Raw genomic sequence first — 16,099 nt, forward strand, 5'->3', positions numbered from 1 at the left:
ACGAGGTCAGGTTCGACCCCGATCCAGGCATCGTACGTGAAGGGGCTGCCATTCCATCTGCTTTCGAAACGCAGCCGCCGCGATACACCATCTTTTGGGACGACATGCACGATAACAGACATTCCATCCGGCGCCGGCTTAAGGTCCGCTTCTCTGCTCCCGCGCCCAGAAGCAGACTGTCGGCAAGCGCCCCAGTTCTCGCCGTTGAACGAGTTTCTGGCTGCACCTCAAAGCAGTCACCCCTTCCGCGATTGCAAGCGTGCTCCTCCTGATGGATGAGAGTGCGGATGAGAGGCAGGTACTTGATCATCCCAATCGGGGCATTCCTGCTGGCGTCGGCTACGCCGACCAGGGCGCAGGTGACTGGATCGTCCGCTCCGATCTTCGATGCGCCGACTGCCTGGGTCTCCTTCGAAAGGTTGCTACAGGAGCAATACGGTTATTTCGACCGACCGGGAGTTGACGGAAAGGCCATTCTCTCCGCGTTCGAGCCGCGTGCGAAGGCTGCGCGTTCAGACAAAGAGTTCATCGATATCCTCCAGCTCGTCTCGCACAACTTCGCCGACCCGCACTTCATTGTAGGTCCTTTCGATAGCGACGACTGGGCGATCATTCCTACGGCGTCGGACCTGTTCGGCGTTTACGATGGCTCCCGATTCCGGATTGAACAGGTTCGAGCAGAGAGCGACGCCTTGATAAGGGGAATGCGAGTTGGCATGACGGTGTTGACGATCGATGGGCAGCCGCCTCGCGCCGCCGTCGAGGAAATCACCGGGCGTTCGCTTAAGGCACTGACTTCCCTTCAGGTGAATTTCGCCTTCAACATAGCTTTGGCAGGGCATCGCCGGCGATCTCGCACGGTGGAGGTGATCGACGGCAGTCGGCGAAGATCCTTTACATTAGCGCCAACTGCAGATCAGGCCAAACGCGTCCAAGATGGTCCACTTCTGAGCGTCGAGCGCCAAGGAGCGCTCGGCATCATCCGCATCAACAATTCGCTCGGTGAGCAGGCACTAGTTACGAAGTTTTCTGAGGCTTTAGCCTCCGTTCAGGACGCACCCAACCTACTGATTGATCTGCGCAATACGCCAAGCGGCGGCAATACCAGCGTAGCCCGGGGCATCTTGGGGCATTTCGTTGACCACGATCGGCCCTACCAGGTGCACGTTGTGCCATACGAGACGCGGGTGCTTGGACCAACGCGCAAGTTTATGGAGTTCGTGGCACCCTTTGGCCTGCGCTACTCTGGCAAGGTGTATGTGGCGGGGGGGCGCTGGACCGGTAGCATGGGCGAGGGAATGATGATCGGGTTCGACGCGATCGGGGCCACGACGCTCGGGAGCGACCTTGCCCATCTGTTAGGAGCCCTGAGCAACGAGACGATCGTAGGCTCGGCCGCCAAGGTCGACATAGGCACCGAACAGCTATTCACAGTCACGGGCCTCCCACGGGAAGCATACCACCCTCAGATCTTCATCAGACAAGCCGAGGGTGACGGGGCGCATGATCCAGTGCTCGCAGCGATCCGCCAGTGATCACGCGCCATCATGGTGTCTGAGCCGAACGGCCGATCTATTACGAGATTCTCTGGCAGCGGTGCGGGAGCTGGCTCCGCTAGGCGATTCGAAGTTGCGGCACACCGGGCGCAGCAAGCCACCAGTTCGCAACCGCCCAAGATGCGACATTCGAGCTTTCAGCCCCGCTTCTCCAAACCCGCCGCTTATTCCGCTTCTGATTCCGGTTCGCATCGGCGAAAGCCAAGCGGCGGCCTCGGTAACATCATGCGGTAACTGCTTCTAAAGCGGCTGGCTCATCAAGGGCTAGCAGACGATGCATGATCAAATTGGAAACTCGACGTCTCCGACCCTCGAAAGTCCAAAACGCGTGGCGTGAGGCGAGAGCTCCGTTCCCAGGCGCTGCGCGAGCGATCCGTAGAGGTTGGGTCGGCGCCCGCACATCCATCTGCGACCGCTGCTAGTTGCCACCTCCTCTATGTCGAGATCGGCCGTCACTATATCGTCCCCTATAGAGTTCGACTCGGAGAGTACGTCTCCGTACGGATCGAGAATCATGGCATTGCCAGTTCTCAATTCGTCCTCGTCGCGCCCGACACCATTGCTGAAGACGATGAAGAGCCCGTTGTCATGAGCTCGCGCGGGGAGCCACCGCATCAACCAGCCCCGACCGTTCGGGCCTTGGAACTCACGCCTTAGACGTTCGGGATTCTGCCCGCGTTCTTCCCAGTATCTCAGGGGGATGTGCTTCATGCCCTTGGGACTGAGCGACTTGGTGCCGCCGGTCTGATGCGGGGCTAATAGCACCTCGGCACCGCGAAGCGCGGCTACGCGGGGGTTCTCGACAAGGTTGTTGTCCCAGCAGATGAGGATACTCATGCGCACACCCCATGGAGTGTCGAACACGGTGTAGTCCTGACCGGAGGAGATAAGCGGATGCTCGAAGGCATGGAGCTTGCGATGGGTATGCCCCCCGCCATTTGGCAGGCAAAGGCGGTAGGCGTTGTAGAGCCTGTCGTGCGCGTCGCGCTCCAGCCAGCCGACGCCAATGCCGATCCCCAAATTTTCTGCGAGCGTCGCCACTCTCGAGACGCTTGGCCCATCCACCGGTTCGGCGAGCTCGTAGAGTCCGCCCCGATCCAGCCGGGGCAAGTGCCAGTAGCCACTGATGCACATCTCCGGCAGGCACGCAATCTGCGCTCCTGCGGCGGCGGCAGCTTCGGCAAAGTGCTCAATCCGACCTAGATTGTGGTCCTTGTCTCCAGCCCGGTGCTGAAACTGGACGGTGGCCACGCGGAAGCTTCTGCTCATTGACGTACTCCTTTGAGCCCGATGATCACGAATCTTGCGCAGTAACTCCAATGAAAGGTTGGAAGGGATGTGATAACTGCCGGGAATGGACATTGAGCGTCTCCGAGCCTTCTGCACCCTCGCGGATCATGGCAACTTCGGCCGTGCGGCGGAGCATCTGCACATCACACAGCCAGGATTGACCAAACGGATCCGCGGGTTGGAACACACGCTCGGGGGCCTGCTCTTTGATCGGGGCCGGCAGCCCGTTGTCCTGACGCAACTTGGGCGGCAGCTACTCCCAAGCGCACAACGACTGCTGCGCGAAGCAGAAGGATTCCTCCTCGAGGCTCGACGCACAGCCGCAGGAGAGACCGGAACGCTCGCAGTCGGGTTCGGGCTTTCAACAATCACCCTCGCTCCGCGCATCATCAACAGGTGCCGCTCTGTTGCTCCCAACGTCGCGGTGACGATGGACGACTTTTCGTCACGGGAGATGATCGACCTTATCCGTCGGGATGAACTGGATTTAGGCTTCGTCAGGTTTCCCGTTTCGGACGACCTCGCCTCCTTCCCGCTTGCGACCGATCAGTTGGCCATTGCTGTTCCGGCGGACCTCCAGCTTGAGGATGACGATCGTCCGCACCAGCTGCAGAGTCGAGAGTTCATCGCGCTACGTGATGCACGAGGGCCTGGTCTTGCAGGTCAGATCCGGACCTGGTGCCACGCTAATTCCTTCCATCCACGGATAGGCCAGCAAGCAGATGATATTCAGACGGTGCTTGCACTCGTCGCGGCTGGCTTGGGGTGCGCGATCGTACCGGCGAGCTCCAGAGCTCTGCTTCCGGGAAGGCTCAAGTTGTTCCTGCTACCTGGTAGCGACGCAGTCTGGCGAGTGGGTGCCGCCTGGATGCCAGCGCGTAACACCGGCGCACTGGCGCGTGCGATTGAAATAATCCGGGCTTGGGCTGAGCCTGATACCGGAGATCTCAAGATCCCTCTGCTCCAGGTTTAGTCGCTACCTGATGCTCTCCGACTCGACCGCCTGAAATGGGCTGGAACGGTGGGCAGACTCTCTGACCTGTTGAGGTCCTAACCCGTGTCTTGATGATGCGACGCGGTAGTGTGCGCACGGTAGCTGCAACTGAGCGAGAGGCAGGAAACAACAATCTAGAACCTTGAGCCAGCCAGCCCGCTATTCACCAGGTTGCGACGTTCCGAGCCAGCGAAGCGGACGCTGGAAGCAGTCCATCCGCTACCGCCCCAAATCTGACCGTTTAAGACTGACGCAGTGAAACCTGTAAGCGGTCGTTCGCTCCCGCGATTACCCCATGTTCACCTCGCGACCGATAAGTGCGAACGGCGCGTTTCCGCACGTTCTGGCTCTCCTCACAGGTCGTTCATGAGAAGCTCGCGTTCGAATCCTTCAGCGAGCTTCTTTTGCCGTGCGCCCAGCTGCTGCGAGAGCTAGCTTATACGTGGCTTCCCCTAAATAGGCACGAAGCGCTTCGCGGTTAAAACGTGCAGTCTGATCGGCGAAGAGGCAGCTCGCAAGTGCCGGCTTCAGCTTCTCGATCGCAGCCTCCTCGCTGGCAGACCAAGGTCGGGAGGTGAGCATCAGATGAGAGTCTTGCGGCGCTTTTCGGGCAACGCAGTCGCCAAACGCACGGCCAGAACCGTACTCCTCCGATAGCGTCATCACGTCACCGTCAAATTCAGTGGTCACATCTATCGGTGCCGCTGATGTAAGGTCTGCGGGCGGACCAATCTTGCCGAAGTCACGGCGGTATAGAGCCGGGTACAGGGCTCCCCGGAAGGTGGACGGCTGCAGGCGCATCTCCAACTTGGAGGCTCTCCGACGAACAGCCGCATCGTTCAAGCATGTCATATCTGCCGCCTTCATGCTGGCCGGAAAGAACGGGCCACTGTTCGGGACGACGCGCAGGAAGGCGGCAACCGACTTTCGATAAGCCTTCCGCCCGACGACGCAGTCGGCGTACTCCGCGAGGTCCTTCTCGGCTTCGCGAGACGGTAGGGTATCCTGAGCAACCAGGGGGACTGACGCCACGACCGCCGTGCATATGGCCGCGTAGGCAGCAATGCGATTTAACGTCGCCATGTGATGTCTCCGGAGAAGTTCAACATCATGAACAGTAGAGCTTCAAGAGTTCGTCGCAACAGGGAGGGTTTGGCCGGGCCCCGTCGCGTGCCGCCACTCGGCGCGGAAAGCGGCCCGTCCGCTATCGCCCCCGGAAGCGGACGTTGGTCGGTAAGCCGGCCGGAATGTCTGGGGTTGGTAAAAGGCTGACCCGCTGAGTTGAAGGGCGGTCAATCCCAGTCGCGGAAAACCCATGCGACCCAGCCGATGAAGGCAAGGATCATCAGCAACCACACCAGGATAGTGGTCGCCAATCCCCATTTGGCCGCACTACGGTCTTCGTAAGGCATTCACTAGCTATAGCGGAGTAGCGACGTCTGCTAGTGGGCGCTTGCGGACAGTCCGCTTTTGTGTGGCATTGGAGGATAGCTGCCGCTCCGAAAACAATGGTATCTCCGGAAAGTGAATGCATCTCGCTAGTCGCTGATACTGCCGGCGTGTAGCGGCGTTTGCCGGAGGTTTGTCATGCCGCTATCACTGGCTCTGCTTATATTCTCGTTGTCCAGCCCGCCGCAGAAGGTTGTGGAAGATCGGTGTGCAACGATGCAAGCTCGCCTAGACACGGCGACGGCAAAGCCTCCACCTCAGACTGAAATGTCGCACCTGTACTCTGGCATTGTGATTGTTACGGCCACACAGCCGTTCTGCATGGGGTGGACTGTCGTAACTGTGTTCCGAGATCAAGACTTCCATTGGGCGCTACGCAGGACGTCAGTTGGCCACGATCTTACCATAGCTCCGGACGAACATTGGGCCTACTCGACAGCTTGCCCAGCGATCATTGATTGGCTTGAGCGGCTCGAACGCTTGCCGATCCGCTTCGGCATTGGCCCTATTCGCCAGGCTCCGAAGTCCCGAAAATCAGTTCGTGTACCGGTGTTGGACGGCACTGAATATACCGTGCGCGGCTATGGGTGGGTGACGCAGCCCAGCGGTGCTCCGGCGTCGCTCTCGTTGTCGAGCAACGATGGTGAGGTTGCCGCTTGGACGCGAGGCTTGCTGCAGGCGACGGTGCCGTGCTGGACGGCCGGCTAAGACGGCGAGTTGGGCGCAACGAGCGGAACGAACGGCGCATTTTGATGAGCTTGTTCGCTCGTCTGAATGTCGCAAATTGGGGCGGAAGCGGTCGCCGTTGTCGAAGCAATCACGACGCCTGAAAAGTAGCCCGGCAAGCCCGATAGTCCGAGATCACCTTTGCCAGTCCCTCCGTGTCCCCGGGCCAGTAAGAACCTAAAAAGATGCGTCTGGGGCTACTCCCGTCGACATGAACATCAAGTTGAGGCTTGTACCCGCCCAATGGCCATACGCCTGAGACACAATCCCAAGTCCAATGCTGCCGCCTCCAAAGAGTATCCAAAGTTACACCATTTCCGGTGAGGATTAGGCGGCGTGGACGGAAGATCGGAACAATAGTTAAGCAGAACCACATCATAAACAGTGGCGTTGGAATTACGATCAGCAGCCAGAAATCGTTGGGCCTGAGGTCAGGCACTCCAGGCGCAATCACCATCAAGATGCTGGGTAGCAGTAGCGGCACTGCCGTGAGAGTAGCCATGATGGCATAATGCCATTTCAGAGATTTGACTGTCACTTGCCTCATCTTTGCCTCCCTGAGATGATCTATACCTGAGGCGCTAGCAAGGTGTGAATTGACGTCCGGGAATGGGGCGCAAGCGGACTAAATCAACATACGCCCGCCCCATGCAATGGCGATTGCATACAGAGCCAAAGCGCCTGCCACGAGTGCCGCTCGTGGCAGCCTGGTCGCCAACCAGCCGGCGTAAGGGTTAGTCCATGTGCGCCAAACGCCTAGAGCCAAGAGGAGCCACGCGCCTATCAGTGCAGCGGCGGCAACTTGAGTCCGCCAACCTCGTTCGGAGGCGCCGACCCACAGCAGGCCGGCATAGGCCAACATCGACGGAGGAAGGAGCAAGAGGACGTGAATTGCCCAGACCGCCTTCCACCGCTGCCGCAGCGATGATCCCGAGCGTCGCCTTGTCATGGCTGAATTATCAGTGATGTCGCCGCCCAGTGCAATTGGCCGTTTCGTGCTGCTCATGTGCCAGATGAACGATCGTCCGCTTCCAGTTGCCTCAAGCGCATAGACGAACGTCTGACATTGGGCGACAGCCGACGAGCCGCTTTTCTCGCCAGAGCGAGCCGGCGGCCTCTCTGGCAGACCGATGCTTCTGAACAGCATTGATGGTCTCAGACTTGTGGCGCCTACGACGACATGAACGGAGACTGGATCGTACTGCCGAACGTCGAACCAGAAATATCCGTCGGGGTCAGCCTCTATCAGCACAAAGTTCATGTCGCCCGCGCAAGGCGTGCCGCGGCTGCGAGGGGCAGCTCCACGGTCACGGTGGAGGACATTCTCAACGCGAAGCTGGAGGCCGAAGCCGAGTTGAAGGCGACGTTCGACAGCAATCAGTCGGTTCGCGCGGGCAGCCTTGCGGCACGCTACTCCTGCAGCGGGGCAATCTGTGTTCCGCTATACGGAGACACGCTCTTTTCCGTGCTTCCACCGCCGGGCACCATCGCGCCAGTCGAGGAGTACACTCCAGCACCGCAAGATCATGCATTGAGCGCGTCCTCCTCAGAGACGAGCGGACGCGTAGTGACTCAGGACGATCAACCCATGCCCGCGCCAACAAACTCATCTGGCGAGAGCGCTCGAGGAACAAGCTGGCATGACATGGTCGATTTAGCGGAGTCGATGGATGACGATTGGTGAACCACTTGCACCCGCCACAACAGGCCCGAACAATCTGTGCCGCGAACTGCCGGAAGGCATCGTCCGGCTGGAGACGACCGTACTTCAACACCCCTCTCACCTGGCGGCGAAGGCGATGATCGGCGGACTGCATAGGCGGGCACGATCGCGAGCTCTCGGCATCCATCGCGAGATTCCGTCCAGCGCTACTCTCGTGCTGGGGAATGCACGTGTGGGTAAGTCTTGGGCACTTGAAGACTATATGGGAGACTACCCCTCGCTAAGCTGGAGGGACGGCGTCCCTACCGGCGCCCTTCCGCCTGGTGTGGACCATTCCCTCCAGGACGCAGATTACCGGCCCGTCGTTACGGCGAGCGTGCCTTCGAATGTCGATCTACGTTCCTTCGTTTCAGCCATTTTGATGGCGTTCGGGTATGTCACCCGTGATTACTGGGACAGTGCAAAAATAATCCAGATGATCGATTACTACGCAAGAGAGTTCAAAACCGACATCGTCTTTATCGATGAGGGTCACAATCTCCTAAACAGTTGCGATGTTAACGACGCAATGGACCTTCTTGGCTTCCTCAAGGAGTTAATCAATCGGGTGGGTTGTCACTTTGTGATCGCTGGCCTGCCGATATTGGAGAAGCTGTTCACAATAGACGCACAGATACTTGGAAGAACCTCCGGTTCCATCACAATAAGACCCTATCTATGGGGTACGAAGAACGAAACCATTCTCTTCATCAAACTGCTGAAGCAGTTCGAGAGATTGATCGGCCTGCCCCGATCCTCGGGCTTCGAAACGCACGATATTGCGAGAAGAATATACATTGCTTCTTACGGTGGCCGCATCGGCTTGATCCGACGACTGCTAAGCGAGGCGGGCCAAAGGGCGATTGACGCAGGCGAGGAGTGCATCTCGAAGGAGCGCCTTGCGGAGGCGTATCAATTGCTGAGTCTTCGCTCGTCCGACGACGATGTCGAAGGGACTCCCAACTTCCTGGATGAGCAGTCGATGCTCGAGGACGCGGCCTCGGCAGGCGCGTCCTCAAATCCCCTGGATTGCGCCGCGACGGAGCTTCCAAGGATTTGGCAGGAGTTAATGGGCCGCGTCGAGCGAGAACGTAAGGAATTGGAGAAACTGTTGCAGCCGAGATCGCGCCGCACAAGGCTACGACCTGATTACTCTTAGCATCGATCGTGCCATCTTCCTCGTCCGGAGGTCGCAAGTGTCGGGACACAAATCGGGAGCCCCCTTAGGCGATCCGCGGCTACAAGCCCTCGCGCAACTGCCCCTTCGAGTGCGACTAAAGCCAACGGAACCGCCATTCGGCTTAGGCCTCCGGCTTGCATGTCGACTGAAGCTACAAAGCTCTTTGAGACTGGCCGCTAACCTCGGTTTGACGGCCACGGACATGCTAAATGGCCGAGGGTCAAAGCGTCTTTGCAATGCTGCAGGGTTTAGCGAAGACAAGTGGCCAGGAGGCGAGCTTGCCCCAGACGTCAAGACGCGCACGGTTTGGGTCAGGGGCCATGCGCTCCTGCTAGATGACTGGTGCCCGACATTTCGACGTTGGTGCCCAGCGTGCCTGCTCGATGATCGCACACGCGCGCTACAGAACGGAGAGCCGATTGAGTCAGCAGCGTGGTGGAGGCCGGAGTGGGCGGTTCGCTCCTATCTTAACTGCTCGCACCACGCGTGCGCATTAATCGAGCGTTGCTATGGCTGCAGCGCGCCTCAGCGATGGCACGGTCCCGCAGTCGATCGCTGTCATTGCGGCGCCATCCTCGCGACGGATGAGACTATCCCGGCCTCGGTGGCAAGTTGGGAGACGTTCGTCAGCGATCGGCTTGCCGGCGACGAATCGCGAGCGCTCCTTGGCTGCGATCCGCTTCGAGAGCTTCTCCCGGCCGTTGAACGGCTTGGAACCTCGTTGCTTCAACCGTGGAGTCTGTCGCGCCCGCGAGCGGATGATGTGACGCGGGCGACTGCACGCGAAGCTGCCATGACTGCCATCTCAAATTGGCCCGCCAGTTTCAGGCGACGATTGGACGAGGTGGCCGCAGGAACGGGGACAGACCTTCGACCACGAGGTCTCATCGGGGCATATGGGTGGATCCATTCCGAATGGGCGACATTCCCGCCGAGAACCGAACTTGACCGGCAGGTGCGGCGCGAGGTTCGTGAGCACGCTATTCAAAGCGGGTTCGTAGCGGCCGGCGAGCCTCTGTACGATTTCCGCGGTGGTGGAACGATCCACATGACAACGGCAGCCGGTAGGCTGGCGATCGGGTACAAGCGCGCGCGGCAGCTGGTTGCGGACGCTGGTGCGCTGCCGAGTGGAACGAGACGAGGTGTCGCATTTCCTTTGGACCCGGTTCAAATTGAAGAGATCGCTTCGCAGGAGAAGCGCACGATTTGCTTTTCACTGAAGCATGAGCAAGCCGACTTAGGGGTGGGCCGGCAGCAGGCGCGTCGCCTCAGAGCAACCTTTGGCTCGACAGGACCCGGCTGGGTGCTGCGACTGATCGAAAGCTGCGCTGCGGGATGCTCTACAAGCGTCCTTGTCTCGGGAGCCCGACCTTTGCCAAATGCGTGCCAGGCGGTCGGAGTGCCTCTCGAGCTCGCGTGTGCAGCGCTCATAAAGGGCGAGATCAAAGCTTGCAGTGTGGATCCGGATCGCGCCGGGCTAGGCGGGATAGCGGTGCAGACTTCAGACCTCCGGGCGCTATCTACGCGGCCGGTTAGTATCGAGCGCGCGGCGCGCCGTCTTGGCATACATCACGAAGCGGTTCGGTGGCTTGTCCGGCACCATCATTTGAGGCGCCACGAGGTCGTGGGGATCACACCTGGCGCGATAGACGCGTTTGCCGCGACTTTCGCGACAGCTACCGAACTGGCGCGGGATGCTCAAATGTCCACCCGAGCTTTGTCCAGCTATCTTGAAGCGAGGGGATGCCGGCCAGCATTTGGCCCTCCCTCCTGCCGACAGGTGATCTACTGGAGAGAGGGTGCCTCGCGTGCGTTGAGCGGCGCTCAGTGACGCGCGCGCGCAGCCGCGGATACCTCTCTGCGCTCCCGCTCAGGGTTCGAACGAATCTGCTGGAGCCGGGATACGGACTCTACAACCGCATGGCGCTGCGACACGGCTGCTCCGAAGCATACGAGTTGTCCGAGATGATTGGCGTTCGCGGATTGAACTTTGCACGGGAAGTATCGCTTGGCCGTTGCCTCGACATCCTGTCGTCATTGAGTGGCGCTGATCGGACAAGTCTGGAAGCGAGTTCGATCTCGCTCTCGGACAAAGGCTTCCATCTCGGCTCCATACAGCTGTCGAGTGACTCAATCTCCGGAGCGCTATTTGGACGGGTGTGCCCGCGCTGCCTCGAAGAAGACCTCGATTCGAAGGAGGGACCGGACTTATGCCGTCCCTTTCGAAGGGGCTTCTGGGACGTGCCCCACCTTGTGATCTGTCCGATCCATAGTGTCGCTCTCACAAACTGTTGTAACTCATGCAAAGTTGGTGGCAACCGAAGGCAGATCGACCCTCGCAGATGTGGCGCCGGTCACCTGATACAGCCCGGTGCAACTGCCACCGCATCATTGTCGGGCCAGAATTATCTGTTCCGTCGACTTTCAGGTGAACCGGGTGGAGGTGGACGCTTCCTTGATGATCTGCCTGTGAACGATGCCGGACGGGTTATGCAGGCGGTCGGCCGCTCGAGGCTATTTGGCCGAGAGTGGTCTGCAGTCGAACGCTGCACCGTCGACGACCTCGTGGCCGCAAGCAGCGCCGGCTTCGAAACGCTGGCAAACTGGCCCAACGAACTTTGGCACCTGCTGGACGAACTCCGGGAGCGAAATAGCGGGGGGTCCAAGGGCGGCCCTGAGCGCGTCTACGGAAGTTTGACCAGGTGGTTGCAACACGGTGGCGGTTCCCAGTTTCCCGCTCTCGCATCTGAACTCGCGAACCACTACTCAGCTACAGGAGCAAAGACCCGGCACCCGCTCATAAGCGACGTTCAGCAATCGGCGGTCACAGTTTGGTCGCTCGCACTTGAAACCGGCTTTGCGCGCGAACGTATAGAACAGGTCGCTGCTGGTCTGGGCGCAACCGTGATACGTGCGCACGGACCACCTCGGGTCTCAGTCGAAGAGGCGCAGAGAGTCCGCGCTCTGCTTTCTCGGGCCGTGAAAGCACCTGCAGCTGCTGCCCGGCTTGGGCTCACTCTCGACACCTTCAAGCAGCTTCGGCGCGAGAAGATCCTACTTCCTATATCCGGGCTGGTCGTGCCGCTTTACGACGTCGAGGTTCTCGACCAACTGATCATAGAATGTTCCCGGGGTGCCCCGTCTACCGTGGAACCGCCCCCGAATACCCTTCCGCTGGTTAGAGCGAGTCGAGCCACCAATCGCCCTCTTCATCGGGTGGTAACTGCAATTTTGGGAGGCGATCTGCGCCCAGCGGCTCGACTGCAAGGTTCGGTAGGATTTGGCTCGATCTTAATAGACGTGACGGCCGTGTTCGCAACGCCCTACCGGTGAGGGTCATGGTTTGAACTAAAGTTATTAGCTCCTTTCGAAGGATTTTGCCAAATTTATCGTTTCTCTTTTTAGCTTTATAAGCCGCAGACCGGACCTAACCCATTGGAAAGGCGTGATCAGATTTTCAGGATTATCGTTTCCTGCACAACTGTGGGAGTAGGCCCGGCCGGACCGTATCCGGGTCTACTTTCACGCTCTTGGCGCTCAGGCCGAAAAGATCAGAAGTGGAGGGACAAACCGCGCCCGCTTTGTCCGTGAATGGCTTCTGCCACCCCTCATTTCGCTAAGGCGCTCTCATGCAACCCATCCAAATCCTGATGACCGCGCCGTTGCTGCCCATCGTGGTCGCGCAACTGGAATCCGCCTTCACGCTGCACAAGTTGTGGGAGCAGCCCGATCCGGACGCCTTCCTGAAGGCTGTCGGTGCCCGCATTCGTGGCGTCGCTACCAGCACCTATCACGGGCGGATCGACGATGCTTTCCTGGCGCGATTGCCAGCCTTGGAGATCATCGCGAGTTTCGGCGTAGGCTATGACAATGTCGACGTGGCCGCGGCCGCCGCGCGAGAGGTGGTGGTCACCAACACGCCTGGCGTGCTGGACGAGGAAGTCGCGGACCTGACGGTTGCGCTGCTGCTCTCGACGCTGCGCCAAATTCCCCAGGCCGAGCGTTTCCTGCGCGATGGAAAGTGGCGGGAGGGTGCGTTCCCCTTGTCGCCAACCCTGCGCGGGCGTCGGGTCGGGATCGTCGGGTTGGGCAATATCGGGAAGGCAGTGGCGCGCCGCTTGCAGGGCTTCGATGTGGCGATCGCCTATCATGGGCGGACCAGGCAGGACGTACCGTTCGACTATCATCCCACGGTGACGGGTTTAGCCGACGCATCCGACGTGCTGGTGGTGATCGTTCCGGGCGGCGCGGAAACCCGGCACTTGATCGACCGCGAGGTGCTGGCGGCGCTGGGGTCGGACGGGGTGCTGATCAACGTCGCACGCGGCAGCGTAGTCGATGAGGCCGCCCTGATTGAAGCGCTGCAATCGGACATGATCCTGAGCGCAGGACTGGATGTCTATGCCGACGAGCCGCGCGTGCCGCAGGCGCTACTCGATCTGCCGAACTTGGTGCTGCTGCCCCATATCGGATCGGGATCGGTTCAGACGCGCAATGCCATGGGGCAGTTGCTGTCCGACAACTTGGTGCAGTGGTTCCGGGATGGCAAACCGGTGACGAGCGTGCCGGAGACAGCGCATCTGATTGCCGGCTAGTCGCGGCAGCCAGTCCTCGCACGACAATATCTTCCGGAGCGATGCCCCGGGAGCGGCGAACGCGATCAGGCGATGACTCGGTTGAACGCCGTTGCCAATGCGTCGGCAATGGCAGCGCCGTCATAGGGCTTGGCAAGCAGGACGACGCCTGCGCCTTCTTCCACGCCGGGGACATGGTCGTTACCGGTCGCGAACACCACGCCCACCGACGGGCGGAGTTCGCGGGCGCGGGCTGCCAGGCTAGCCCCCGACGCGCCGGGCAACTCGACATCGGTGAAAAGAATGTCGATCGGAACCGTCTGGAGCGCAGTGGTCGCTTCTTCGGCGCTACCCGCTACGACAACGGTGTGGCCAAGATGCTGTAGCAGTTCGGCCGTGTTGGCGCGGATCAACGCATCATCCTCGACCAGCAGGATGCTGAGCGCAGCCAGGGCACATTGCGGCGTGGGCATTGCGGTAAGCGCCTGTTTCTGATCCGGCACATTGGCTCTGCGCTGGCGCTGATTGGCAAGCACATAGCGCACCTTCCGCGCGAGCATCTCGCGGGTATAAGGCTTGGACAGCAGGTCGACCCCTTCATCGAGGCGTCCGGCATGAACGATAGAATTCTCGGTGTAGCCCGAGGTGAAGAGAACGGCGATGTCGGGGTGGCGCTCACGCGTCATGCGGGCGAGTTCGGGGCTTTTCAACGTGCCCGGCATCACCACGTCGGTGAAGAGCAAGTCGATCGGCACACCGCTTTCGACGATGGCGAGCGCCCCGGCGGCGTCCCGCGCTTTCAGCACGCGGTAGCCGAGTTCGTTCAGCAATTCGATCGCGGTGGCGCGGACTTCGTCGTCATCTTCAGCGATCAGGATCGTTTCGGTGCCGCCGACCACCGGTCCTGTATCGATAGGCTCGCCGGCTTCTTCGGCCTGAAGCGCGCGGGGAAGGTAAAGCTTGACGGTAGTGCCCTGGCCGACCTCCGAATAGATCTTCACATGGCCGCCAGACTGTTTGACGAAGCCATACACCATCGACAGCCCAAGGCCCGTACCCTTACCTTCCGGCTTAGTCGAGAAGAACGGCTCGAAGACTTGCGCCAAAACTTCGGGCGTCATCCCCGACCCGGTGTCGGTTACGGCAAGCATGACATATTGCCCTGGCGTCACTTCGGCATGGGTACGGGCATAGTTGTCGTCGAGATGCGCGTTGCCGACCTCGATAGTAAGCTTGCCGTCGCCGCTCATCGCGTCGCGCGCGTTGATCGCCAGGTTAAGCAGCGCATTCTCGACCTGACTAGGGTCGGCGAAGGTGTTCCAGAGGCCCCCGGACACGATCGTCTCGACCTCGACGGCATCGCCGATCGCGCGCCGAAGCATATCCTCCATGCCGTAGACAAAGCGACCGATGTTCACGACCTTTGGCTCTAGCGGCTGGCGCCGGCCGAATGCCAGCAGCTGCGCGGCGAGCTTGGCGCCACGGCTGACCCCCGCGAGCGCGTTGGTTACGCGACGCTCAGCACGCGCGTTGCCGGCTACGTCCTTTGCGAGCAATTGCAGATTGCCCGAAACGACCTGGAGCAGATTATTGAAATCGTGGGCGACGCCGCCGGTCAGCTTGCCGATCGATTCCATCTTTTGCGCCTGTTGCAGCGCAACCTCGGCTTGGCGGCGCTCCTCGATCGCCGTGACGATGCGGGCTTCGAGCGTTTCGTTGAGACGGCGCAGTTGTTCGGAGGTCTGGTGCTGTTCGGTAACGTCGTTGCCTTGAACGAAGATACCGGTAACGGCGCCGCCAGCGTCGAGGATCGGCTGGTAGATGAGGTCGATGAAGCGCTCGTCCATCTTGTCCGCCGCATCGGCGACGAGCAGCCGGACGTCGCGGCCGACAAACGGCTGCCCCTTTTGATAAACTCGGTCGAGCAAGTCGATAAAGCCCTGCCCCACCACTTCGGGCAGCGCCTCGCGCACACTTTGGCCGACGACATTCTCGCGACCGACAACGCGGTGATACGCATCGTTGGCCAGAGTGAAAACGTGATCCGGACCGCTCAGGACCGCAATGAAGCCCGGCGTCTGAACAAAAAGGCTCCGCAGGAAGGAACGCTCTTGTTCGAGCTGGAGATTGTCCTGCTGAACCGCCTCGGCACGCTGAACAATGCCCGCTTCGATCAAGTTGTTGGCCGAGCCCGAATCGCGGGCGAGCGCGCGCAGACGCTGCAATTCGGTCACATCGACCGTGTGCTGGAGGATGAAGGCCGTGTTGCCGGCGCGGTTCGGCACCGGCGTGTGCGTGGCGCTCCAATAGCGCTCCTCGAATCCGCCACCGCTGGCGAGGGGGATATCGTAGCGGATGAGCGGCAGGTGGTCAGGCACGCCCGTTGCCGCCACTCGATTGAGCGAGCCATGAAGCAGGCGGTAGCTGTCCGACCTCGGATCACTTGGGAATGCCTCGAACATGTTGCGGCCGACCAGTTCCTCGCGAGTGCGGCCGGTGGCGCGACAATAGGCGTCGTTCATCGCCATCAGCGTGAACTGAAGGTCCATAAGCACATAAGGATTGGCGGAACGGGCGAAGACAGCTTCAAAATCAACGGATTGCGGCATGGAGCGAGCGGACTTCCAG

Annotated in this window: 10 protein-coding genes; 7 read left to right on the top strand and 3 right to left on the bottom strand. The window is 60.2% G+C overall.

What is annotated here, in order from left to right; genetic code table 11:
• Nucleotides 1-302: 302 nt before the first annotated feature.
• Nucleotides 303-1,535, top strand: a complete 1,233-nt coding sequence (locus FHT02_RS12340; protein WP_184088002.1) for a S41 family peptidase — start codon at nucleotides 303-305, stop codon at nucleotides 1,533-1,535.
• A gap of 303 nt (nucleotides 1,536-1,838) precedes the next feature.
• Here FHT02_RS12340 and FHT02_RS12345 read toward each other — a convergent pair whose 3' ends face one another.
• Nucleotides 1,839-2,918: a nitrilase-related carbon-nitrogen hydrolase gene (locus tag FHT02_RS12345; protein ID WP_425506436.1), complete on the bottom strand. Its 1,080-nt coding sequence runs from the start codon at nucleotides 2,916-2,918 to the stop codon at nucleotides 1,839-1,841.
• On the opposite strand from FHT02_RS12345, the gene FHT02_RS12350 reads away from it, so the two are divergent.
• The gene (locus tag FHT02_RS12350) at nucleotides 2,911-3,819 is read left to right on the top strand and encodes a LysR family transcriptional regulator (protein ID WP_184088006.1); all 909 of its coding nucleotides are present in this window, start codon (nucleotides 2,911-2,913) and stop codon (nucleotides 3,817-3,819) included. The genes FHT02_RS12345 and FHT02_RS12350 overlap by 8 nt on opposite strands.
• A gap of 411 nt (nucleotides 3,820-4,230) precedes the next feature.
• Here FHT02_RS12350 and FHT02_RS12355 read toward each other — a convergent pair whose 3' ends face one another.
• On the bottom strand, nucleotides 4,231-4,923 hold the full coding sequence (locus tag FHT02_RS12355) for a hypothetical protein (RefSeq protein ID WP_184088008.1): 693 nt from the start codon (nucleotides 4,921-4,923) through the stop codon (nucleotides 4,231-4,233).
• Nucleotides 4,924-7,195: 2,272 nt separating this feature from the next.
• Between FHT02_RS12355 and FHT02_RS12360 the strand changes: the two genes are divergently transcribed.
• From FHT02_RS12360 to FHT02_RS12380, 5 genes are all read left to right on the top strand, one after another.
• Nucleotides 7,196-7,699 (top strand): hypothetical protein, encoded by a 504-nt coding sequence (locus tag FHT02_RS12360; RefSeq protein WP_184088010.1) that lies wholly within the window; start codon nucleotides 7,196-7,198, stop codon nucleotides 7,697-7,699.
• Complete coding sequence (locus tag FHT02_RS12365; RefSeq protein WP_184088012.1) at nucleotides 7,686-8,876, top strand: TniB family NTP-binding protein; 1,191 nt, start codon at nucleotides 7,686-7,688, stop codon at nucleotides 8,874-8,876. The genes FHT02_RS12360 and FHT02_RS12365 overlap by 14 nt, the downstream gene beginning before the upstream one ends.
• A 109-nt stretch (nucleotides 8,877-8,985) precedes the next feature.
• Complete coding sequence (locus FHT02_RS22230) at nucleotides 8,986-10,728, top strand: TniQ family protein (RefSeq protein WP_425506438.1); 1,743 nt, start codon at nucleotides 8,986-8,988, stop codon at nucleotides 10,726-10,728.
• Entirely contained in the window at nucleotides 10,641-12,230 is a 1,590-nt protein-coding gene (locus FHT02_RS22235; RefSeq protein ID WP_425506437.1) for a TniQ family protein, read from the top strand. The genes FHT02_RS22230 and FHT02_RS22235 overlap by 88 nt, the downstream gene beginning before the upstream one ends.
• A 296-nt stretch (nucleotides 12,231-12,526) precedes the next feature.
• Nucleotides 12,527-13,492 (top strand): 2-hydroxyacid dehydrogenase, encoded by a 966-nt coding sequence (locus FHT02_RS12380; RefSeq protein WP_184088018.1) that lies wholly within the window; start codon nucleotides 12,527-12,529, stop codon nucleotides 13,490-13,492.
• Nucleotides 13,493-13,557: 65 nt separating this feature from the next.
• Here the strand turns inward: FHT02_RS12380 and FHT02_RS12385 are convergent, their stop codons facing one another.
• The gene (locus FHT02_RS12385; RefSeq protein WP_184088020.1) at nucleotides 13,558-16,080 is read right to left on the bottom strand and encodes a response regulator; all 2,523 of its coding nucleotides are present in this window, start codon (nucleotides 16,078-16,080) and stop codon (nucleotides 13,558-13,560) included.
• Nucleotides 16,081-16,099: the final 19 nt, after the last annotated feature.

The organism is Sphingomonas xinjiangensis (assembly GCF_014199255.1).
Lineage (GTDB): Bacteria > Pseudomonadota > Alphaproteobacteria > Sphingomonadales > Sphingomonadaceae > Sphingomonas > Sphingomonas xinjiangensis.